The organism is Pseudoalteromonas spongiae UST010723-006 (assembly GCF_000238255.3).
Classification (GTDB): domain Bacteria; phylum Pseudomonadota; class Gammaproteobacteria; order Enterobacterales; family Alteromonadaceae; genus Pseudoalteromonas; species Pseudoalteromonas spongiae.
In genome coordinates, this window is record NZ_CP011039.1 from 3,001,871 (window position 1) to 3,024,111 (window position 22,241).

Annotated in this window: 18 protein-coding genes; 8 read left to right on the plus strand and 10 right to left on the minus strand. The window is 40.5% G+C overall.

The genetic code is table 11. The features are described from left to right. Positions 1 to 11: 11 nt before the first annotated feature. The 3 genes from PSPO_RS13815 to speA form a co-directional block, all read right to left on the minus strand. Complete coding sequence (locus PSPO_RS13815; RefSeq protein WP_010561447.1) at positions 12 to 923, minus strand: acyltransferase; 912 nt, start codon at positions 921 to 923, stop codon at positions 12 to 14. Next, positions 923 to 1,810 carry an acyltransferase gene (locus PSPO_RS13820; RefSeq protein ID WP_040641467.1) on the minus strand — a complete coding sequence of 296 codons (888 nt, stop codon included), beginning with the start codon at positions 1,808 to 1,810 and terminating at the stop codon, positions 923 to 925. Before PSPO_RS13820 ends, PSPO_RS13815 begins: the two co-directional genes overlap by 1 nt. 95 nt (positions 1,811 to 1,905) lie before the next feature. Continuing rightward, on the minus strand, positions 1,906 to 3,780 hold the full coding sequence (gene speA / locus PSPO_RS13825; protein ID WP_010561445.1) for a biosynthetic arginine decarboxylase: 1,875 nt from the start codon (positions 3,778 to 3,780) through the stop codon (positions 1,906 to 1,908). A 172-nt stretch (positions 3,781 to 3,952) separates the two neighbouring features. Here speA and speE point away from each other — a divergent pair, with 172 nt between their 5' ends. Together speE and PSPO_RS13835 are read left to right on the plus strand one after the other, a co-directional pair. Continuing rightward, positions 3,953 to 4,813: a polyamine aminopropyltransferase gene (gene speE, locus PSPO_RS13830; protein ID WP_010561444.1), complete on the plus strand. Its 861-nt coding sequence runs from the start codon at positions 3,953 to 3,955 to the stop codon at positions 4,811 to 4,813. A 124-nt stretch (positions 4,814 to 4,937) separates the two neighbouring features. Continuing rightward, on the plus strand, positions 4,938 to 6,140 hold the full coding sequence (locus tag PSPO_RS13835) for a hypothetical protein (protein WP_148665248.1): 1,203 nt from the start codon (positions 4,938 to 4,940) through the stop codon (positions 6,138 to 6,140). A gap of 13 nt (positions 6,141 to 6,153) precedes the next feature. Here the strand turns inward: PSPO_RS13835 and PSPO_RS13840 are convergent, their stop codons facing one another. Next, on the minus strand, positions 6,154 to 8,781 hold the full coding sequence (locus PSPO_RS13840) for a glycosyltransferase (protein WP_010561442.1): 2,628 nt from the start codon (positions 8,779 to 8,781) through the stop codon (positions 6,154 to 6,156). Then, on the minus strand, positions 8,781 to 10,211 hold the full coding sequence (locus PSPO_RS13845) for an HlyD family efflux transporter periplasmic adaptor subunit (protein WP_010561441.1): 1,431 nt from the start codon (positions 10,209 to 10,211) through the stop codon (positions 8,781 to 8,783). Before PSPO_RS13845 ends, PSPO_RS13840 begins: the two co-directional genes overlap by 1 nt. A gap of 191 nt (positions 10,212 to 10,402) precedes the next feature. Between PSPO_RS13845 and PSPO_RS13850 the strand changes: the two genes are divergently transcribed. After that, positions 10,403 to 12,418 (plus strand): glycoside hydrolase family 97 protein, encoded by a 2,016-nt coding sequence (locus PSPO_RS13850; RefSeq protein ID WP_010561440.1) that lies wholly within the window; start codon positions 10,403 to 10,405, stop codon positions 12,416 to 12,418. 151 nt (positions 12,419 to 12,569) lie between these two features. Beyond that, on the plus strand, positions 12,570 to 13,073 hold the full coding sequence (locus PSPO_RS13855; protein WP_010561439.1) for a hypothetical protein: 504 nt from the start codon (positions 12,570 to 12,572) through the stop codon (positions 13,071 to 13,073). An 865-nt stretch (positions 13,074 to 13,938) separates the two neighbouring features. Here PSPO_RS13855 and PSPO_RS13860 read toward each other — a convergent pair. Beyond that, a complete protein-coding gene (locus PSPO_RS13860) occupies positions 13,939 to 14,742 on the minus strand; it encodes a hypothetical protein (RefSeq protein ID WP_010561438.1) in 804 nt (267 codons plus the stop codon). Between the two features lie 62 nt (positions 14,743 to 14,804). Then, positions 14,805 to 15,749 carry a ribosome biogenesis GTPase YlqF gene (gene ylqF, locus PSPO_RS13865; RefSeq protein ID WP_010561437.1) on the minus strand — a complete coding sequence of 315 codons (945 nt, stop codon included), beginning with the start codon at positions 15,747 to 15,749 and terminating at the stop codon, positions 14,805 to 14,807. 85 nt (positions 15,750 to 15,834) lie between these two features. Between ylqF and PSPO_RS13870 the strand changes: the two genes are divergently transcribed. From PSPO_RS13870 to PSPO_RS13880, 3 genes are all read left to right on the plus strand, one after another. After that, positions 15,835 to 16,371: a YaeQ family protein gene (locus PSPO_RS13870; protein WP_010561436.1), complete on the plus strand. Its 537-nt coding sequence runs from the start codon at positions 15,835 to 15,837 to the stop codon at positions 16,369 to 16,371. Between the two features lie 11 nt (positions 16,372 to 16,382). Further along, the gene (locus PSPO_RS13875; protein ID WP_010561435.1) at positions 16,383 to 17,012 is read left to right on the plus strand and encodes a PGAP1-like alpha/beta domain-containing protein; all 630 of its coding nucleotides are present in this window, start codon (positions 16,383 to 16,385) and stop codon (positions 17,010 to 17,012) included. Between the two features lie 82 nt (positions 17,013 to 17,094). Then, positions 17,095 to 17,568 carry a Dps family protein gene (locus tag PSPO_RS13880; RefSeq protein WP_010561434.1) on the plus strand — a complete coding sequence of 158 codons (474 nt, stop codon included), beginning with the start codon at positions 17,095 to 17,097 and terminating at the stop codon, positions 17,566 to 17,568. A 348-nt stretch (positions 17,569 to 17,916) separates the two neighbouring features. Here PSPO_RS13880 and PSPO_RS13885 read toward each other — a convergent pair whose 3' ends face one another. The 3 genes from PSPO_RS13885 to PSPO_RS13895 form a co-directional block, all read right to left on the minus strand. After that, positions 17,917 to 18,126 (minus strand): hypothetical protein, encoded by a 210-nt coding sequence (locus PSPO_RS13885; protein ID WP_010561433.1) that lies wholly within the window; start codon positions 18,124 to 18,126, stop codon positions 17,917 to 17,919. Positions 18,127 to 18,346: 220 nt separating this feature from the next. After that, complete coding sequence (locus PSPO_RS13890; RefSeq protein ID WP_010561432.1) at positions 18,347 to 19,531, minus strand: ABC transporter permease; 1,185 nt, start codon at positions 19,529 to 19,531, stop codon at positions 18,347 to 18,349. Further along, positions 19,524 to 20,480, minus strand: a complete 957-nt coding sequence (locus PSPO_RS13895; RefSeq protein WP_010561431.1) for an ABC transporter ATP-binding protein — start codon at positions 20,478 to 20,480, stop codon at positions 19,524 to 19,526. Before PSPO_RS13895 ends, PSPO_RS13890 begins: the two co-directional genes overlap by 8 nt. 174 nt (positions 20,481 to 20,654) lie before the next feature. Here PSPO_RS13895 and PSPO_RS13900 point away from each other — a divergent pair, with 174 nt between their 5' ends. Further along, on the plus strand, positions 20,655 to 22,076 hold the full coding sequence (locus PSPO_RS13900; protein ID WP_010561430.1) for a sigma-54 interaction domain-containing protein: 1,422 nt from the start codon (positions 20,655 to 20,657) through the stop codon (positions 22,074 to 22,076). Positions 22,077 to 22,241 lie beyond the last annotated feature (165 nt).

Below are 22,241 nucleotides of genomic sequence, written 5' to 3' on the forward strand. Positions count from 1 at the left end.
ATAAATCCTTTTTAACTCGAATGCGCTGGTTTAATCGTTGGTAACTGCTCGTTTTCTTGCATTAAACTAATTTGCAGATCTTTATCTTGCCAAATTACATTTAGTTTTTGTTGAAACTCAACCCTAAACTCTCGGTCATGCTGATAATTACCAATTAGCTCTGCAGAGATGGGTTGTACTTTTATATCGACATGTATTTTAGTGAGCTTGCCAAACAGCATATCTTTACAAATTGTCTCGGATGTTCCGTGATACACAATACTGGTATTTAACAAGCCATCCATTTTTTCACCAAGTACTTCAAGGGCAAAGGCAATGCCCCCAGCTTTAGGTTTAAGTAAATATTTAAATGGACTGCGCTGCTTTTTGTGTTTCGCTTCGGTGTAGCGTGAGCCTTCAACAAAATTAATAATGGTTGTAGGGTTTAATCTAAAATGACGACAAGCGCGTTTAGTACGCTCTACATCCATGCCTTTAAGTTTTGGGTTTTTAGCCACTTTAGCTTTGCTTACGCGCTTCATAAACGGCATGTCCATGGCCCATGCGCCAGCACCAACAAAAGGCACCCATTTTAATTCATCTTTTAAAAAGAACTTAGGTGCAGGTAAACGCCCTAAGCCACTCAATACCATAATATCAAGCCAGCTTTGGTGGTTTGCGATAAGCAAATACCACGCTTTCTCGTCGACCTCACCTTCAATGTCAACTTGCCAGTTGTCACACGCCAACCACACGCCTAAATAGTTGCCCTTGCACCAGGCCGCGTAAGCAATGTGTAAAATATCTCGGATAATTTGTAGTGGTAATACAATTTTAAGTAAACCAATAACAAAAATAACACCGCCCCACAGTACGACGTTACCGACTAAAATGGTAAAAATAATCGGTGCTAACAGCACTCCTGGCAGGAATCTCGATAACATTAGAACTCCTCAGTTTGCTGTTGTTTTAGCTCAACAAGCTGCTGATCTTTACCTTGCCAAAGCGCATTTAATTCGTTTTGAAATTGCACCCGAAACTCTGAGTCACTCGAGTAATTACCTACCCAGCTTGCTGAAACAGGCTTTACCTCAATGTGCACACGAATCTCTGGCACTTTACCCGCTAAGTAATCAAAGAAGCTTGGTGTGCCGTTTGGATAGCAAATAGTCACATCAACAAGTTTATTAAGTTGTTCGCCCATTGCTTCCATTACAAACGCAACACCACCCGCTTTAGGTTTTAGCAAGTTATCAAACTGGCTTTTTTGGCGTGTATGCTTATCTTTTGTAAAGCGCGTACCTTCTACAAAATTCACAATGCTTACAGGAACATGCTTGAACTTTGCACACGCTTTTTTGGTCGTTTCCATATCTTTGGTGCGCAGTGATGGGTTCTTTTTTAGCTGACTTTTACTCGCGCGCTTCATAAATGGAAAATCAAGCGCCCACCAAGCTAAACCCAAAAATGGCACGTAAATAAGCTCTTTTTTCAAAAAAAAGTTTAAAAATGGAATTTTCTTATGCAGAACGCGCTGCATCACTAAAATATCAACCCAAGATTGATGGTTGGCAACCACTAGGTACCAATCTTTATAGGTAAAATCGTGATCGCCCGTTACCACCATTTTAGTTGGCGTGAAAATGTATTGAATAATACTGTTAGTACCAACCCAACGACTCGCGCACCACTTAGCAACGGCACTCCACATTGCTTGCCATGGCTTGATCGGTAAAAGTTTTAATACCCCAGAAATAAAAATTGGCACAAACCAAAATAAGGTATTAACGGTATAAAACAGTAGTGAAATAACGGCTCTTATATAATACAACATCACGCAACTTATCGAATTTACTGGATGAACAAGCTAAAAAAGGCCATATTTTAGCCTTTTTTCACTCAGCAATAAATAGCCTAACCAACAGGTCAGTCTTCGAAGTAAGTGTAACCACTTAAGCCTGCGGCCAATTCATCGAAATACGCTTGCTGGGTGTCGCTTGATAAATTGCTCGCAGCAAGGCGACTTTGATAGTTCGCTTTTAATGCGCCCTCATTGTAATGCACGTATTTCAGTACATCTTCAACGCTATCGCCTTTCAGCGCATTAGTGGTAGTAAAGCCGTCTTCGGTTAGCTCGATATGCACTGAATCTGTATCACCAAATAAGTTATGTAGGTCACCTAAAATCTCTTGGTACGCGCCAACCATAAACATTGCTAGGTGATACTGTTCACCCGGACGGTAAGGCGGAATCGGTAAACTTGCTTCAACACCTGCACCATCAACGTATTCACGAATTTGACCATCCGAATCACAAGTAATATCTTGAATAATTGCACGCTGTGAACATGACTCATCGAGGCGATCAATTGGCATAACCGGGAACAGCTGCTCAATACCCCATACATCTGGCAATGATTGGAATAAAGAGAAGTTAACAAAGAGTTTATCTGCTAACTTTTCATTTAAATCATCAATTACTTCTCGGTGTGAACGGGCGCTGGCATTAAGCTGGCCTCGTACTGCACGCAAAATATCAAAATACAAGGTTTCAATCTGTGACCAATCGGTCATCGATAATAAACCGTGTACATATTGTTCATGCGCTTCACTGAACAAGTGCATTGCATCGTGATAAATTTCAAGCGCTAGGCGCGGTGTTAAACGCTGTTTGGCTTGCCACATTTCTTGTAATACTTGCGGCGAATTATCTGAAAGTACAATATCGCTGTGTAACTTTGGCGCTTCTTCAACATCGATCACATCGGTAATCAATACTGCGTGGTGCGCCGTAAGTGCGCGCCCTGATTCAGTAATAATATCTGGCTGCGGTAAGTTAAGTGCTTCGCAGGTATCGGCAAAGGTATTCACTACGTTACGTGCATATTCGGCAACCGTGTAGTTCATTGAACATGAATTACGCGAGCCTGAACCTTCATAATCCACACCTAGGCCACCACCCACGTCAATGGTTTTTAGAGCTACGCCCATTTGGCACAACTCTGCGTAATGGCGCGCACATTCTTTTAAGGCGCGATGAATATCACGAATATTGGCAATTTGAGAGCCAATATGAAAATGCACTAAATTTAATAAATGCCCTTTGCCCGCTTTGTTTAAGCGTTCGATTGCACTTAGTACCTGACTAGCAGTTAAGCCAAACTTCCCTTTTTCACCACCGGTATTTTGCCACTTGCCTTTGCCTACTGAATTTAAGCGAATGCGAATACCAATTCCCGGCTCGATACCTAACTTTTCAATTTCTTGCAGCAGTACATCAAGCTCCGAAAGTTTCTCAACCACAATATTTACATCGTGTCCCATTGCTTGGCCAATACACGCTAAACGTAAAAATTCACTGTCTTTGTAGCCATTACATACAATGCGAATAGGCTTATCCGCTACACCCAAAATAGCCATTAGTTCAGGTTTAGAACCTGCCTCTAACCCTACTTTATTACTTTGGTGGGCGAGTAACTTTTTAACTACAGATGATTGCTGATTCACTTTAATCGGGTAGACACAGGTGTAATTACCTTGGTAATTACGATTACTTTTAGCATCAGAAAATGCATTAACTAGCGTATCAACACGCGATTGCAAAATATCGGTAAAACGCACAAGCACAGGTAACGTTAACCCCTGCTCTTTAAATTGCTCTGTTAAGGTTGCCAGCGAAACACCCTGTTTGCTGTGATCTTTATCTGGAAATGCTACCACTTCACCTTGCTCATTAATATCAAAGTAGCCTTCACTCCAATGAGCGATATTGTATGTTTCACGTGCGTTAGTTATAGCCAATGTAAGGTCTTCATAAAGTCAGATAGTTAGCGATATTTTAATTTGCTTTTTACACACTAGCCATAAAAATTAATTTGTTCGGCTATAATTTTATTTTCTAATTGAGTAACACGCATTTCGCTGGCAAAATTGCCGCAATTTTTAAACACATAAATGGTAAGTGAAAACTACTATGTCTAATTTAGATGCTAATACTTGGTTCACTGAAATAAGTGATCGTGATGGCAGTGCTTTTTCACTGCGCATTAATAAAAAACTAGAGTCAAAACAATCGCCTTTTCAACTTGTTGAAATGTACGAAACAACAGACTTTGGTAATTTAATGATTATTGATGGCTGTACTATGGTAAGTACACGCGAGAACTTTTTCTATCATGAAATGATGAGCCATCCTGCGCTGTTTTCACACCCTGCACCAAAAAATGTTGTGATCATTGGCGGTGGTGATTGCGGCACATTACGTGAAGTACTAAAACACCCGGACATCGAAACCGTTCATCAAATTGATATTGATGAAGTAGTAACTGAAATGTCGTTAAAGTACTTCCCTGAATTATGTGAATCAAACGATGACCCACGCGCATCGGTAATGTTTGATGATGGCATTAAATTTATGGCTGAAGCAGCGCCAGAATCAATTGATGTCATTATTGTTGATGGCACCGATCCAGTAGGCCCAGGCGAGGGGTTATTTAACCATGCATTTTATACTAGCTGTTTAAAAGCATTGCGTACTGGCGGCATTTTGATTCAACAAAGCGAATCACCATTAATGCACCAACAATTACTGCGTGAAACCCGCGCAGCAATGTTAGACGTTGGTTTTGCCGATTTACAAACACTGCCATTCCCGCAACCAATTTATCCATCGGGTTTATGGTCAGCAACGATGGCGCGCAAAGGCGAAAACTTCACAGCGTTTAGAGTACAAGATGTTGAAAATGCAGCATTTGACACTGAATACTACAACGTAGGTATTCATCAAGGCGCACTAGCAACACCCAACTTCTTAAAGCGTGCATTAGCTAAGTAAGCGTTACAGAGGCGATAACTTCATTCGTGTTCGCCTCTATCTTTTATTAAAACCGATACAATTCCCTGTTACTTCTGCAGTTATTGTTTACAATACATACACGGCTTCACTAGCGAAATTCGTAATGAAATATTTATTCCTGCTCTGTCTCGTCTTGCCTTTAAAAATGCTTGCACACGTTAAGTTTGACCAATCTTATCAACAAGCTCCTCAAAGCCAAGGAGTTGCCCAACTAGCATCGCAAAACAATGCAAGTAACCTTAAAATTAAAGAATTATTAGATGATGACGCTCCGTTTACAGGGCTTTATCTTAGAGTTGAAGGCAAAAAAAGCTTAGACAGTGATTATTTCGATAAAAGAGTTGGGATAGACTTCGAAATTTTTGAAAACGGTTACTACGAATCTTATCGAGAAAACTTAAAAAAGCGCCAAGAAAGTCAGCTAGAGAACTTACAACAGCAAAACAATATTCAACTTAAAGCCCTCGATGCAACATTTCATCGCCTAAATTTGATGAAAAACCTAGTTAATCGTAAGTTACAACGAAAACAAACGGCACTTCTATACGCTTTAAAAGAAAACAACAAACGTCAGCTTGAACAATCCTTAATTACAAAATCGCAATTCTCTGAGATTGAACTCGCATTAAAGCAATCTATTTTATTAGAGCAATATACACAGAAGGCCGCTATCGAAAAAATACCTGAAGACTGGTTAATATGGCTCAATAATATTGAAAATCTAGAACTAAAAGCTTCCTCTAAACTCATCGAGATGGCGCTAGAACGTTCAGTAGATGCAAAGATACAAGACCTAATGATCGCGCGCTCAGATAATCACCCTGGTTATCTTGATAACCTTAAAGTAAAAGTATTTTACGAACAACGAGACGACAGCAGACTCAATGTAGATAAAGAATCAGTGATAGGTTTACAAGCTCGCATACCTATCGATTTTAATACCTCTCGCGACGAACTCGTAACACTGAAAAAAAATAGCTATCGCCTGCAGAAACGAGTGATTACAGAACGTTTAATGCAAAAAGTTGATAGCTTAAAAAACCAGTTTTTCTATCAGCAAAGTAAATTACAACATTTACTAAACCAGCACCAAGCGCTTGAAGTTCAAAGGCTAGAAGCTGTGCAGCAGCTCCAGGTTGATTTAACGGGGTTACGTTATACACCTGAAAATACACTCAACCACTTAGCGCTTGAAAAAGTAAAGTCACAACAAGCAATACTTTTAGCACGTCTGGATAATTTAGCGCTGCTTAAACACATACAAAGTACTGTAGGATCATCACAATTAGATCAACTTTTGCAATAACGGTTCATCTCTTTTATTGATCTACTTTGTTGCCAGGCCCATCAGGTGGCGCCCAATGCGCATCGTTAGGCGTGCGATACACCGCTGGCCAAGGATGCTGCTCAGGAAGCGTAAAATAAACCTTAGAGACACGATTATGGTGGCTGTAACCACCATGGAAGTTAATATCAACCGCTGTGTTCAAATTGCTTATCTGGTTATAACTAGCGCCCCACTGAAAAACAATGTGGCGAATTCCAGATACGGTGAAGCTAGTCAACTGACAATGGTGCGAGCGCGCCAAGCGCACATAAGCGCGGCCGCCAACGCCTTTATTCCACGCATTTTTAATGCGTGCATTATCAACAACACACGCCAAACTATCATCTATTTTTAACGGATGATTGCCAGCATCAAACAAATTGATGCTTTCCATCGTGATGCGGTCTGTCCACTTTAAGCTAACTAAGTTTACGAGATGATTGTTATGTACGTTTTCGTACTTATAAGCCACATCTGTGATATTTTGCTGCGGTACGTTGTAGCGCACTGTTAAGCCTGAGAGATGAGTATTAGACACCATATCTAACGGATAAATTTGAATTTTACTGCTATCCAATAACACCTCGTCCAGCGGATAGGCTAAAGTCACAGTATTACCCTCAATACTCTCTATTCGATTAATTTGCCGCCTTAGTTTCGGGTATTTTTTTGCCCACTTAATACTATTAATCTGATGGAGAAATTGCACATCATTCTCCATGGTAAATAATAGGCCTTGCCCAATCTTTAAGCGCCCGACGCTTTCGCTATTAAAGCTTAAACGCGCTAAATTTTTTATCGACTTCAGTGAATCTAACTGACCACCACCAACAATATTAATCACGCTACGCTCTTTTTCGTCGGCTGAAAATTCAGCTACTAACTGACTGTTATTTCCTGAAATTGTGATATTAGATTGTGTAATCAGTAACGGCTTAGCAAGGTTAATCGTGCCGCTTGGCAACACTAATGTTTGTCCCTGCTGCAATTGCAAAATAGCATTTTGTAATGCATCCGTGTCATCGCGATGATCATTCGCGGTAACACCAAAATCACTTGCTTGCAGTACATTTGACGGAACTTGTGAGGTAAGCGCCCAAGCTTGAGGCAAACTAATTAATTTATAAGCATACGCCATAAATGCAAAAAACACGGTAAAGGAAAGTAGGTACAAAAATGTTGGTAAGTAAGGCGCAAACCAATGCTTTATCATCACGCGGTTGTGATCCGCCTTTTGCACTTCGCTCCCTTTGGACCATGATTGCTCGCCCAAATGGTAAAACGCTTTAATTTTAATAAATGCGCCAACCCACTGGTTATAAAGCATTAGTGGAATAGTAAGCAGGCTTACAGGGTGACCACGATAGGCGATAACCATCATCTGAGTCGTTCTTACGATTAATACCCAAGCGAGGTAAAACGGTAAGTAAAAAATACTTTTACTAATCGCAAGGCAAATCGCCCCAACCAACCCCACCAGTGAGGTCCACATCGACAAACGCTGATCGAGTACCGCAAACCAAATAAATACCCCAATTTTTTTCCAACCCAGTTGCAGCGTGCGATTGTTATTTCTTAACGTATTACCATACCAGCGAAACGGTAAGTTAACGCTCAAATTAAGAAACGAAGCGTCACGGCTCTCGAGTGAGTAAACCAGTACATCGGGTAAATACAGCATATTCCAGCCGTCTTTCAATAACATAAACCAACTGGTTTTATCATCCCCCATTAAAAATCGAAACGTGCCATGCGCCCAGTGGCTGACCACATCATTTTCCATTTTTCCGATGAACTCTTCCGTACAAATCGCTTTGGTACGAAACATCGAAAACCGCCCAGTCAGCGTCAATACCTTATTAGATAGCGCGTGCGATTGAAATAGCACATGGCGTTGGCCAAACTTCAAGTTAAACCAGTCTTTATACCATTTAGACTGAGTATTAATGTAGGCTAATTCGTTGGTCGTAAGCGCGCCCAAATCATTGAAACAGCTGAAAAATGGTAAAGTGTTACGCAAAGTCTCAGCTTCAAGGTAACTATCGCCATCCATAAAAATAGTGACGCTATTAGCTTCTTCATTATAACGCCTAGTTACGGCACGTAAGGCATGCCCCATTGCAATGCGTTTGCCTTCACTTTGCCTTTGGAAAACAAGCTCGGCTTTAGTGTGAGCTGGGTGAGCCTGAAAGGTTTGCGCTATTATCGCATCGTCTTCATCTGAGCCTGTTGCAACAATTAATGTCGCAGTACATGGCACATCAGACAAGTTTGAAAGAATAGATTGAAACGTCTCAATTGATACCCATGCTTCTTCTTTGTATGAGGGAATAACAAAAAAGATATGCTCAGGAAATTTATCTTGCTCAGATAATTGGTCTACTTGCCTTTTTAGCTTGGGATAATAGTAGTGACCATAAATAAATGCGCGTACATAATTGATGAGTTGCCAGCCATATCGCCACATGGCAAACGCACCCACCACAATAATTGCCTCGCCTTTAATCTCAGCAATATGCGGCAATAACAGCGCGATTAAAACAAATGCGATTGATAGATAAAATAATGCAGGCCATACAAGTGAAATCAGTCCTTCTCTACGCCCATAACGCTGTAACATTAAAACATCTCAAAAGTATCAACCCAAACTTTTGCCCGGGTAAATGGTGGTAACGAAACAGCGCTGTCAAAAGACAATTTCACAATGCCTTGGTTTGTATTTTTAGGGTAAAAATCTGCTAGGTCCATGGGGATAGACTGACGCCCGAAAGATACTATATGAGCGTTAAGTTCGGTCTTTGTTTTTGGGATATACACCCTAGCACTTTGCCCTAATTTAAGAGATAACATTTGCTCATTAGGTACAACAATTATTAAAAATGGCGTTTGTTTGGTTTCAACAATTGCAACCACATCATTTTCAGTTACATTAGCTCCGGTGTTGAAAGGCGTATTTACTAAACGACCTGCGACAAGGCTAGTAACAGGTCTTTTGTGTTGCATTTCTAATAAACTAAGCTCTTGCTGTGCGATCAACAATTGCTCAGTAATGCGCTGAGACGAAAGCAAGTTGCTTTTTGATAACGCTTGCTCGGTCTCTAATTTAACACGCTCAATCCTTTGCTGTTCTTTTCGTAAGCTGACTAATGATTGTAACCAGCGATTTTCAATATAATCATAGTCTTTTTGGGTAAGCACATTGTCTTTCAATAATAAGCGCGCTCGTTCTAGGCTTGCTAAGTGCCTGCTTTCTTGTTGCTTTAGCGGCGCGAGCAGCCCTTGCTCTATCGCTATCGACTCAGGTGCTTCATTTAAAAGTGCTTGTTTACTACTTTTTAAAACAGTGATTTTGTTATTTAGTTTTGCCAATTCAGTAGTAATATCAGGATCAATAATGGTTGCAATAACATCACTTTCTTCGACCGATGCCCCTTCTTTTAGATACATCGACTCTAATACACCTGACTTACTAGCTTTTACAACATAGGTATTACCGAGCACGACCCCTGTGCTCTTGACTTCATACTTTATTTTGTAAAAAAGAGATAACCCCAATACCAATAAGAAGAGCACCGCAAACGACAAAACTAGCTTACTACGAAAGCTAAATTGACGCGTAAGTGCAAGAGTATTAGCGTCGCTGAGGTTGAGCGCTGTATTTATTGGACTAGAGACGACCGGAGCCGTAGCGATTGCTACTAGATCTTCAACATTTTCCAACTTTCCTTCAATAACTTGCTCTATGTAGTGACGCAATAAACGCTTGTGTTTATGGCTTAAGTTATCAAACGCAAAGCCAATGTTACCATTAACCGTATTTTTGCAAATGAGCGTCACACTGATCGCCAGTGTCGAGTCAGTAATTGGAAAAATTATTCTTGCTGGAATTTTTTGGTCAACTTCTAATTCAAGTGGACATTCTAGAATTCCAATTCCATCTACAGACCAATCTTTACTTTCGTATACGTGTTTATCTATCTCCACTAGTAATGGAACAGAGATACGATGTGCTTTACGTTTGGAATTTTTTTCTGAAACAATATGAGCCAAAATGGACCCTCAGCAAGAGTTACATCAACACGCTAATTTTAACACACAACTACCGACTGAAATGATCTTCAATCAAAAATATTAAAAGTAGAACAGCAAACTCAAAAAAATGAATACGTTTGCAAGCGCTGGTGTGATTTTTCGCAAGCTTTTACTCTTGATGCTCCCACATTGACAACAAGTGAAACAAGATGAAAAAAGCGCTTTTACTGCTTATGCTTGCGCCGTGCCTGCAAGCAAAAACTGTTACTGTAAGTTCGCCGAATCAGCAAATTAAAGTAGTTGTATCCGATGAGCAAGAACTACCGAGCTACCAAGTAATTTTCAACGATCAAACACTGATTAGTCCATCCAGTCTTGGTTTTGATTTTCGCCAGCACCCAAGTCTTGGCCATAACGCAAAAATCAGCAATTCGGCTATTTCCTCACATAATGAAACATGGCAACAACCTTGGGGGGAGCGCCAGTCAGTTCAAGATAATCACAACAAACTCGCGTTAACCTTTTCACAAGCTGACACCACGTTTAACATCACATTTAAAGTATTTGATGATGGCATTGGTTTTCGATACGAACTACCCACTAAACAAGGCTATCTTGGTGCAGAAATCAGCAAAGAACTGACACAGTTTAACCTTACCGAGTCACACGCGACACAATCTTGGTGGATCCCTGCACGTGAATGGAATCGCTATGAATATGTTTACAACAAAACACCACTTAATTTAGCGCGTCATGTTCATACACCAATAACCCTTAAGCGCGACGACAATATTCACCTTAGCATTCATGAAGCCGCGCTCGTTGATTTTGCTGCGATGACGTTAAAGCAAGGCCGCGATGGACAATTTAGCGCCGACTTAACTCCTTGGAGCGATGGCACATTAGTCAAAACAAACGATGGATTTACCACACCATGGCGTACTATTCAGATCAGCGACTCGGCAGTTGGCCTTGCTAATTCAGACTTAATTTTAAACCTCAATGAGCCAAATAAATTAGGGAATGTTGATTGGGTCGAGCCAAGCAAATACGTAGGTATTTGGTGGGGCATGCATATTGGCGAAAATACTTGGGGCAGCGGTGATAAACACGGAGCCACAACCCAGCTAACCAAAGAATACATCGATTTCGCTGCCGAAAATGACTTTAAAGGTGTATTGGTTGAAGGTTGGAATATTGGCTGGGATGGAGACTGGTTCCACAATGGAGATGTATTTAATTTTACCCAAGCATATCCTGACTTTAACTTTGCCGAGCTAGCGGCTTATGGCAAAGCCAAAGGCGTGGCAATTGTTGGTCATCATGAAACATCTGGCAATGTAAGTAACTATGCAAACCAAATGCAAGATGCCTTTGCACTTTACCAAACACACGGTGTTAGCCAAGTTAAAACCGGCTACGTTGCCGATGGCGGCAATATCAAACGAATCGACGAAAAAGGCCAAGTAAAGCGCGAGTGGCATGACGGCCAATTTATGGTAAATGAATACTTAGCCAACGTAACACTTGCTGCCAAACATAAAATTAGCATCAATACCCATGAACCTATTAAAGACACAGGTTTACGCCGTACTTATCCAAATTGGATTTCTCGTGAAGGCGCACGCGGACAAGAATACAATGCGTGGGGTACGCCGCCTAATCCGCCAAGTCATGTACCTACCTTAGCGTTCACCCGCATGCTGTCTGGGCCAATGGATTTTACGCCAGGTATTTTTGATTTATCGTTTAATGGTTTGGGCAGCGACACTAATCGACCGCAAACCACGCTAGCGAAACAGTTAGCCTTATATGTAGTGCTCTACAGCCCGATTCAAATGGCAGCCGATTTACCGCGTAATTACCGCGCAAAACCAGAAGCATTCCAGTTTATCAAAGATGTACCGACAGACTGGAATCAAAGTAGCGCAATTGCTGGCGAAGTAGGTGAATACATTGTATTTGCACGACAAGATAAGCATTCTGATGATTGGTACTTAGGTGCAGTAACTGATGAAAATGCACGCAGCGAAAAAATTAAACTTAACTTTCTCGAACCAAATCGCAAATACATTGCCCAAGTGTATAGCGATGGCGAAAACGCTAATTGGGTCGACAAACCATACGAAATGGCGATCTACAACAAAACCGTAACGCAAAATGACGAACTTGTCCTGAAAATGGCGGCGGGCGGTGGCGTAGCAATTCGCTTTAAAGCGCTTTAATACTTGCTCATGCCAAATGGCATACCAAAGCCCTAACAAATGTTAGGGCTTTTCTTTTGCCTAATTTTAACTAAGCTTAAGTGATCGCAAAGTAAGTTGTGTGTTTTTAATACACACTTACTCAATAATAATAAGACGAAAGAGAGACCGAATGAAAAAACTATTTGTTATAGCCATCTGTTTGTTGCTGCAAACATTCGCTAACCAAGCTCAAGCATTAGACGAAAAACTGAAAATTTTTGAGCCTTATTTAGGCACATGGGAGTCTACTTTTAGTAATGGCGCCGTTGATGTAAGCCACTGGGAAAGCGCACTAAATGGCACAACATTACGCACCCTACACTCAATTAATGACGGTGCATACGGTGGTGAGTCGCTAATTTTTTGGGATAACAAAAAGCAAAAACTGGTGTTTTTCTACTTCACTACGGCGGGATTTTATACTCAAGGCGAACTAGAAATAACGGCAGAAAATGAGTTTATCGCATATGAGGATGTCACGGGCAATAAAGATGGCATTACCAAAGTAAAATCTTCAAGCCGCTTAAGCGACGGTAAAATAGTGGTAAGCACTAGCTACTTCAAACAAGGTGAGTGGACTAAACCTGAATCTCGCAGTTATAGCCGCAGTACAAAAACAGTAAAATTCAAATAAATTAGACATAAAAAAGCCGACTTTGCAAAAAGCGAAGTCGGCCAAATAACCTAAGGGAAATAGTTCGTTCAGCAGCGAAGTATTTGAAATTAGTATACGGCCAGTAAGTTTCACTTTTATTACAAAGAGGGTAACCAGAATATAAAATTTTATGCTTTTTTTAGAAAAACCACTGCACAAAAAGCCCCCAACTCTGTAACCAGTTCAGAAACAAAAAAATATTCAATATTTTTAAATACAATAAAGCTATATAAATCAAAAAATTAAAACCAACCCACCAAAAACCTTTAAAAATAATGAGAATTATTCTCAAAAAGGTATTGACAGTTTTTTAGATCTAATTGATAATCAATCTCAACAAGGAAGAAGTACACGCACTCACTCTTCTTTGTGTTTCTCGACCCTAGTAGCTTTTTAGGCTACGGCTGCTAGCAGCAGCGCTTCGCGCCCCTGAAGCTAAGTTGCTAGTAGCCAATTTATACGAATTACTTGCTACATTGCTCATATCGGTGACGGTAGATATGAAACCAAAAGGCCTCAGAACGAGGCCTTTTTTATTTTTATTAGATGCAATTTATTTGCTACAACATTAATGAGAATTATTATCAAAAAATATTTGACAGCCATTAAGATCTAATTGATAATCAATCTCAACAAAGAAGCATAACTCGCACTCACACTTCTTTGTGTTTCTCGACCTTAGTAGCTTTTTATACTTAATTAACAAGCTACGGCTGCTAGCAGCAGCGCTTCACGCCCCTGAAGTTAAGTTGCTAGTAGCCAATATTTATACGAATTACTTGCTACATTGCTCATATCGGTGACGGTAGATATGAAACCAAAAGGCCTCACAACGAGGTCTTTTTTATTTGTATCCCAACTGTTCAATAATAAAATCAGCCTCAATTAAACTGCCCGCTTCACGCAATTTACTTATGGCAAATGCACGATAGCCAGCGCTATTCATAACACTTTCAAAGTCGGCAACAAACTTTTCACCAACATCTGATTTTGCACACGCTAAATAACCTTTTACTGCTTGCTGGGCTTCCGTTAACGCATAAATAAAATAGTCTTTACCAATATTGGCATCGGGCTGACGGCTTTTGAATACCGATGAATATTCAATAATGCCATCGAGTTTGCCCTGTTTGAGCATCACTTCTAAACGTTCAGCTTTATAACTTCCAGCGCCAACATACAACAGCTCAGAATTTTTCGTAATTAACTCATCGAGCTTTTCGCCATAGTTGCGTCCTTTTACAACGCCAATATTAAGACCAAACGATAATGCAGTTGTTAACGATAGCGACGGATACGTACCAATATCACGGTTTAAAATAAGGCGATTAGGTGCATAAGCAATTAACGGTTGGCTTGCAAATACGGCAAGTTTTGCTCTTTTGGGTGTGTAGGTTTTGTTATAAACACAGGTGTTACTTTGTTTTTCAATTAATCGCCACTCTCGTTCGCGACTAGTTTGCTGAAATGTAACTTGGTAGTCATTTTTAAGCTCATCGGTAACGTAATAAACTAGCTGTGATACAAGATCTGCTTTGCGAATGCCCGCTTCCGGCAATAAATCTGTCGCAAAATAAATTTCTTGTTTTGCTGTGCAAGCAAAGCTGACTAAAAAAAGAATTGGCAAACAATTAGATAGGTAACGCACTACGTATTCACTACAGTTAAACACTATTTTAACTGTAGTGAATAATTACTCTAAATCCAAGCTTAACGGCGATTTTTACGGGCGCGAGCACGACGTTGTTTTTTCTCTTCTTCACGTGCCTGCTTTTTAGCTTCGGCTTTGGCGCGTAATTCAGCTACCATAACCTCTTCTTCTTCACGCATCTCTGGCGTTTCCATCGAAATACGGCCAATCACGGCATCACGTAGTTCATTGATCAGAATTTCAGACATTTTGTGAGTATCAACTTGGTTGCCTGAACGAATGCAGCCACGTTTACGCCCTGCTTGTTCAATAAACTCCCAGTCTTGTTCTGGTAATTCATCCATTTTATAACGTGATTTTAATAACGCTGGATAGGCCGACAATAAATACTCAGCAGTGTAACTCGCCACTTCTTCATAGTTAATCGCGGTATCACGAATCGCACCGGTTGCCGCTAAACGGTAACCTGAATTTTCGTTTTCAACTTTTGGCCATAACATTCCTGGCGTGTCGTACAACATAATGCCATCTTCTAAACGGATCTTTTGCTGCGCCTTAGTTACCGCTGGTTCATTACCTGTTTTAGCCACAATGCGGCCAGCTAATGTATTGATGAGTGTTGATTTTCCAACATTTGGAATGCCCATAATCATGGCTTTAATTTGCTTATCTGCGCCTACTTTGTGGGGTACTAACTTTTTGCAGAGGTCGTTGATTAAATGCACTTCGCTCGATTTATTGTTATCAAGCGGTAAAGTTTTAACACCCGCTTCACGCTCAAGATACGTCATCCACGCTTTGGTCATTTCAGGGTCGGCAAGGTCAGCTTTATTTAAGATTTTAATCACGGGTTTATCACCACGCAGGTCGCCAACCATAGGGTTTTCACTACTGTAAGGAATACGCGCATCCAGCACTTCAATAATCACGTCCATTTGCGGCATGATTTCTTTTATCTCATTGCGCGCCTTATTCATATGACCAGGAAACCACTGAATCGCCATTTATTTTCTCCAAAGCATGAAAGTACGCGTATTTTAACTATATTCAGTTACAATAGCAGTAACCTTTCTTACATTAATAGAAATTATGGCGTTAAAGTCACAAGTACATAAGCTATCGCTTAACCTAAGCGACATGGATAGACACCACTACGGTGATTACAGTCTAACAATTGCTCAACACCCATCAGAAAACGACCACCGTTTAATGATCCGCATTTTAGCATTTGCATTAAATGCTTCAGATACGTTGAGCTTTACTAAAGGATTGTGCGCTGACGATGAGCCTGAAATTTGGCAAAAGTCATTAAGCGACGAAATCGAAACTTGGATCGATCTTGGTTTACCCGACGAAAAACGCCTGAAAAAAGCCTGCAACCAGTCAAAACAAGCCATTTTATATACCTATGGCGACGGCGACCAAAAAGTGTGGCTTGAAAAGCACCAAGGTAAGTTTTTCCAGCACACCAACTTACGCGTGTTTAGCCTTCCATTTGAGCAGTCTCAACAACTTATTCCATTAGCAGCAAGACATATGCAGTTGTCTGTTACTGTGCAAGATGGTCAAGTTTGGGTCAGCAACGATACCGATTCAATACTTATCGAGCCGATCACCATTTTATAAGTGAAAGTAGTATGGCGATAAAAAAAGTAGTTATTTTGCACGGCCTGTATATGTCGGGCTTTGTTATGCTGCCGCTCAGTAAACGCATCACAAAACTTGGCTTTGATACCTTGAACTTAAGCTATCAAAGCTTATCGCCAAATACTGCAACTATATTTCAGCAAATCGATAGCTTTATTGACGGTGAAAGTACCGCGTTTGTTTGCCACTCAATGGGCGGGTTAATTGCGCGCGCCTACCTTGAAGCCAATAGCCAACACGCAGCAAGTGTAAAAAAAGTCATCACATTAGGCACCCCCCACAAAGGCGCAACACTTGCCAAACACATGAAAGATAAGGGCTTTGACTTATTTTTAAAAAATAGTGTTGAGTTTCTTTTATCTGAAAACCACGATTGGCCATTTAGCGCCAAGCTTTACAGCATTGCAGGTGATCTGCCACTTGGTTTAATGCCGCTCATTAAGAAAAACAGTGAATCTGACGGCACTGTATTGCTTGATGAAACTAAACTCAAAGGTATGGCAGAGCACAAAGTCTTTCATTTAAGCCACACCAGCCTCATTTATTCCCGCAAAGTAATGGATTACATTGAGTCCATTTTGTCATCACAAAAACAGAATACAGCAATCGACTTTAAGTGATTTATTTAATTAAAAACTTGTCTGATAATAAACCCATCGAAACAAATAAAACATATTAAATACATTGAATATGAGGTGGGTTATGAAAAACGTTTCAATTATTGGATTAGACAAAACAATCACAAACAACTTAGTTGCTGAACTAAATACCTTACTTAGCAGTTACCAAATTCAGTACATGAATGCCCGTGGCTTTCACTGGAATATTAAAGGCGAAAACTTCTTCGAGTTGCATGCTAAATTTGAAGAAATCTACAACGATTTACTGTTGAAAGTCGATGAAATCGCTGAGCGAATTTTAACGTTAGGTGGTGAACCGCTACACGGTTTTTCAGACTACCTTGCCAACAGCAAGATCACTGAAGCAAAGAACATTAGTGCGGGGCGTGAAGCGATTAGTAACCTACTAACAGGCTTTAGTGAGTTAATTGCAACACAGCGTTCATTACTAACATTAGCCGGTGACGCTGAGGATGAAGGTACAGCCTCACTAATGAGTGATTATATTAAAGAGCAAGAGAAACTAGTTTGGATGTTAAACGCTTACTTAAACTAAGTTAAATTGTTTTTAAATTAGGGTCTGTTGACCTTTGCTGTTCTATTTTTGTTCTTTTTGGGCGTGCTTTTATCGCGGCGCTCGATGTGTGGCCTAGTAATCTAAGCAAATATCGAGCAACAATGAGAAAAGTACGCTCAAAAGAACCGTTCGGCAGCGCTTGATTGGCTTTTCTACTGTGTTATCGGCTGACTCACATAGAATAACTATGCCACACAGCCTCTGCCTTGTATAAAACCCAATCAAGCTGCTGCAACAACGACCTTGAAAGGTCAACAGACCCTAGTACGAAAAAAGGCAGCTAACGCTGCCTTTGTCGCAAGTAAAGTAAAACTAATTGGGACAAGTTTAATGACCTGAATCTTCGTCATGAGATGCAGCATACTTATACGCTGCAAATGCAATGATAAATAGTAGCAAAGGTACAGGCGCTGCAATAATGCCAAACGAACTTGAGTTAGCAATACTTGCACCAGCTAAGTGACCCACAACAGTAACAACTAATGCCAATACTGCTATAACCGTAACGATAATTTCTGATTTTTGCACATTTCTCATAACGAAATTCCTTCTTAAACTATCCAACTTATCGGTGATAAATCGGTTTCTGGAATTAAGTATGCGCCCGTTTTGAGATTGAGAATTGACTTAAATCAAGTTTATTTCCTAACCAATTACCAGCCGATGGGAAACTTGATTTAGCTCAAAAATTCAACCGAATCAGAAATAATTGGCAGTAAATATGCTTAAAAAAAGAGGCCGATGCCTCTTTTTAATATTAGCGTTCTGAAATCGCCCACCCTAACATTTGTTTAAAGCTTGGCTCTTTACCATACATCACCATGCCCATTTTAAATAAGCGTCCAGCCACACCACGCATATAAATGCACAATGCCAGCGTCAGTAGCAGTGACAAAATAGGTTGCCAAATTGCCACATCAACCAACGCCATTTTAACAGGCATTACAGCAAACGCCGTAAGTGGGAAGTAACTTAAAAACGTCATAACCCAACCGCTGGGGCTATCCATTAATACAAACGCTAAAATCATTGGTACAAGCGGGATCATCATAAACGACGACTTGCCACTGTGGTTTGGATCATCAATCGCAGCTGCAATTGCTGCCATAAACGCCGTTGAAAAATAAAGGCCGAGCAATGCAAACGCCAATACCCAAGGCAACAAATACCAATCAATAAACGACAAGTCGAGTGCTTGCCCTTGAATAATCACCTGCAAAAATGCAACACCTAACAATACTGAAATAACAGTACTTAACATGGCTTTTAATGCCAGTAGTACTTGACCTAGAATTTTTCCGTCGACCCAAGTTTGTGCACTCATTGTGGCGTAGAGTTGTTCTGTTACACGCTGCTGCTTTTCGCCTGTAATCGAGACAAATACCTGAGCAAACGACATAAAAATACCAACCGATAACAACACTAAAACACCTATTGCTGTAGCACTTGAATGACTTTCTTCATTTTTGATATTTTGGTCTAAATACACAGCTGAAACTGCAATTGGGTTATTAATCAATGCTAATTGCTGCGCCGAAAGCGAAAGTTTATCACTGACTTTTTCAACATAGTGCTGTTTTAGCGCGTTTTGCAGAGTTTGTTGCCACGCCATTTTGCCTTTGCTAATAAACTCAATATTTACAGGGCTTACGGCTTCATCAATGAGTAACACAGCATCAAATTCTTGCGCCTCAAGGGCAGAGGTAAGTTTTTCTTTATCGTCTTGTGTTTGCGTAAACACATAACCGTCCAAGGTCATGTCAAAAGCACTATTAGCCGAAACTGCAATACGATAATCACTGCTAGTAAAACTTGACGCACTTTGCCAAAAAAACACAACCACAGCGATTACCAGCATAATTAACTTGCTAATAAGCTCCTGCTTCCATTTGAAAAAGTGCATAAACTCCCATTTAGCAACTTGTGTTACTTGGTTATTCATCACTACCCTCCTCAGTTAATGCATGCTTTTGGTGCGATTCAATTGCTTTTAAATACATTTGATGTAAATCCATGGTGCGGCTTGATAAATGCTCTACTTGACCTAACTTCGGCAGAATTGCTAACGCATCATTTAGCTGTGCTTTATCGTTTAACGTAACAACCAAGGTATTCGCTTTATTTAGGCGGTAGTTAATGTCGCCAAAATGCGTTTGCAGCGCTTCGGCATTTAATTCACCGCTAAAGCTCACCTCTAGCTCTAATGCACCACCAATTTGCTCTCTAATCGCACTAAGTGAACCATATAAAACAGCTTCGCCTTTGTTCATTAACATCATTCTGTCAGCCATTTTTTCTACCATGGCCATTTGGTGGGCACTTAAAATAACCGTCATTCCCTGTTGCTTTAATTCTGCTAAAAACAATACAACTTTTTCTTGGTTAATCGGATCGAGTCCAGAGAATGGCTCATCCAAAATAACAATTTCGGGACTGTGTAAAATTGCGGTGATCAGCTGTACTTTTTGCTGGTTACCTTTTGAAAGTGATTTAAGCGGTTCATTTTCGCGGCCTAGTAAATCAAATCGCTTTAGCCAGTAATCAATATTTTGTTTTGCTTGTTGTTTACTTACACCATGCAGCGCAGCAAAGTAATGAAGATTTTGCAGTAAGGTTTTTTCGCCATAGAGTCCGCGGTCTTCTGGCAAGTAGCCCAGCTTATTCGCTGGAATTTCACTAAAGTAGCTACCATCTAATTGAATTGATATTTTCCCGCTATCAGGTTTTGTAAAACCTACTAACATACGTACGAGCGATGATTTACCTGCGCCGTTAGGCCCTAATAAGGCAAAAATTTCGCCTTTATTTACCGCAAAGCTTAACTGATTAACCGCTTTAGTTGAGGCGTACTGCTTACTTACCTCTTCCACACGGATCATTGCCTGTGTCATTGTTTTTCCCGCTTTTTCTTATTGTTTGCAATATTTTACGGGTAAACAAAGGGATAAACAGATCGCTCGTCATTTTATATTGCCACTTATCATTAAAATACAGATGATTAGTTGCTGGTAATTTGATGTTAAGCTTGGCATTATTAGCCCTCGATATTTCGTGGGTTGTGATATATGGATAATCTTAAAAACTTGCTAGCAGACTCAGAGCTATTGTTAAATGCGGTTGGTGAAGGCGTTTATGGATTTGATTTAGAAGGAAAAGCAGTATTTATAAACCCTGCCGCAGAACGCATGACAGGTTGGCAAGCCGGCGAATTACTCGGCGAAAAAATTCATCAATATCATCATCATAGCCACGCCGATGGCAGCCCATACCCAGCGCATGAATGTAATATTTATGCCACCATGCAAGACGGACAAGAGCGCAGTATTAGCCATGAAGTATTTTGGCGCAAAGATGGCTCAAGCTTTCCAGTGGAATACACCTCAACTCCCGTTTATAAAAATGGCGAAATAGTTGGTGCTGTTGCAATCTTCCGCGATGTAACTAAGCAGCAAGAAAGCGATCGCGCACTGCGTGAAGCACTAGCCCAAGTGCAAGCCTTATCTGAACAATTACAAGCAGAAAATACTTATCTTCAAAGTGAAATCGACGAAAACTGGAGCGACTCTGGCTTAGTAGGACAAAGCCCGCGATTTAAGCAATTGCTTGAACAAGTAAGTTTAGTCAGTAAAACCGACAGCACTGTGCTGATCTTAGGTGAAAACGGCACAGGTAAAGAGCTGATAGCCCGTAATATTCATCGCTTAAGCAAACGCTGTCACAATACTTTGGTTAAAGTAAATTGCGCGGCCTTTACACCTAGCTTGTTAGAAAGTGAGCTGTTCGGTCATGAAAAAGGCGCATTTACTGGCGCTACCGAAAGACGTAAAGGGCGATTTGAACTAGCAGACAAAGGCACCTTGTTTTTAGACGAAGTTGGCGAGCTAAGCCTTGAAGCACAGAGCAAATTGCTGCGTGTACTGCAAGAACAAGAATTTGAACGCGTTGGCGGTAACCAAACGATTAAGGTTGATATTCGCGTTATCGCAGCAACGAACAAAGACCTATTAAAAATGGTTCAGCAGGGCGAGTTTCGCATGGATTTATATTATCGCCTGAACGTTTTTCCCCTTACCATGCCAGCCCTCAGAGAGCGCTTAGATGATTTGCCTTTGCTTTGTCATAACATTATTTCGGAGCTTGCTCGCAAATTGAGTAAACCAATCAAAGGCATCAGCAAGGCCAGTTTAAAGCGCCTTGCAACCTATCATTGGCCTGGCAATATTCGTGAACTGCAAAACGTATTAGAGCGCGAAGTCATCTTAAGTCAAAGTTCGCTAATTCAAATCAAGCAAGATTTTCAAGCCAACTTAGATGCCAGTAACTTTGCACAACTTACGCTAGCAGAAATGGAACGCTCTTACATAGAGCAAGTGCTTGAACAATGCTCAGGTAAGATAGGCGGGAGCAATGGCGCAGCCAAACTACTCGATTTACCAGAAAGCACCTTGCGCTCAAAAATGAAAAAGCTCGGTATTACACGAATATAAAATGACGTTTTTAGCTGTTTTTATCATAAAAAGAATAGCTAAAATCCACGATATATCGCGGACACGCGAAATAACGCGGCTTGGATAAAAACCAAAAATAAAAATTAACCTTATATTTCACAAAGTTACAACAACTTCTTTTTGGCATAGTATTTGTTAAGCACT

Coding starts and splice junctions, on each gene's coding strand:
- PSPO_RS13815 (WP_010561447.1), bottom strand. CDS start 923: ATGTTATCGAGATTCCTGCCAGGAGTGCTGTTAGCACCGATTATTTTT.
- speE (WP_010561444.1), top strand. CDS start 3,953: ATGTCTAATTTAGATGCTAATACTTGGTTCACTGAAATAAGTGATCGT.
- PSPO_RS13835 (WP_148665248.1), top strand. CDS start 4,938: ATGAAATATTTATTCCTGCTCTGTCTCGTCTTGCCTTTAAAAATGCTT.
- PSPO_RS13840 (WP_010561442.1), bottom strand. CDS start 8,781: ATGTTACAGCGTTATGGGCGTAGAGAAGGACTGATTTCACTTGTATGG.
- PSPO_RS13850 (WP_010561440.1), top strand. CDS start 10,403: ATGAAAAAAGCGCTTTTACTGCTTATGCTTGCGCCGTGCCTGCAAGCA.
- PSPO_RS13855 (WP_010561439.1), top strand. CDS start 12,570: ATGAAAAAACTATTTGTTATAGCCATCTGTTTGTTGCTGCAAACATTC.
- ylqF (WP_010561437.1), bottom strand. CDS start 15,749: ATGGCGATTCAGTGGTTTCCTGGTCATATGAATAAGGCGCGCAATGAG.
- PSPO_RS13870 (WP_010561436.1), top strand. CDS start 15,835: ATGGCGTTAAAGTCACAAGTACATAAGCTATCGCTTAACCTAAGCGAC.
- PSPO_RS13875 (WP_010561435.1), top strand. CDS start 16,383: ATGGCGATAAAAAAAGTAGTTATTTTGCACGGCCTGTATATGTCGGGC.
- PSPO_RS13880 (WP_010561434.1), top strand. CDS start 17,095: ATGAAAAACGTTTCAATTATTGGATTAGACAAAACAATCACAAACAAC.
- PSPO_RS13885 (WP_010561433.1), bottom strand. CDS start 18,126: ATGAGAAATGTGCAAAAATCAGAAATTATCGTTACGGTTATAGCAGTA.
- PSPO_RS13890 (WP_010561432.1), bottom strand. CDS start 19,531: ATGAATAACCAAGTAACACAAGTTGCTAAATGGGAGTTTATGCACTTT.
- PSPO_RS13895 (WP_010561431.1), bottom strand. CDS start 20,480: ATGACACAGGCAATGATCCGTGTGGAAGAGGTAAGTAAGCAGTACGCC.
- PSPO_RS13900 (WP_010561430.1), top strand. CDS start 20,655: ATGGATAATCTTAAAAACTTGCTAGCAGACTCAGAGCTATTGTTAAAT.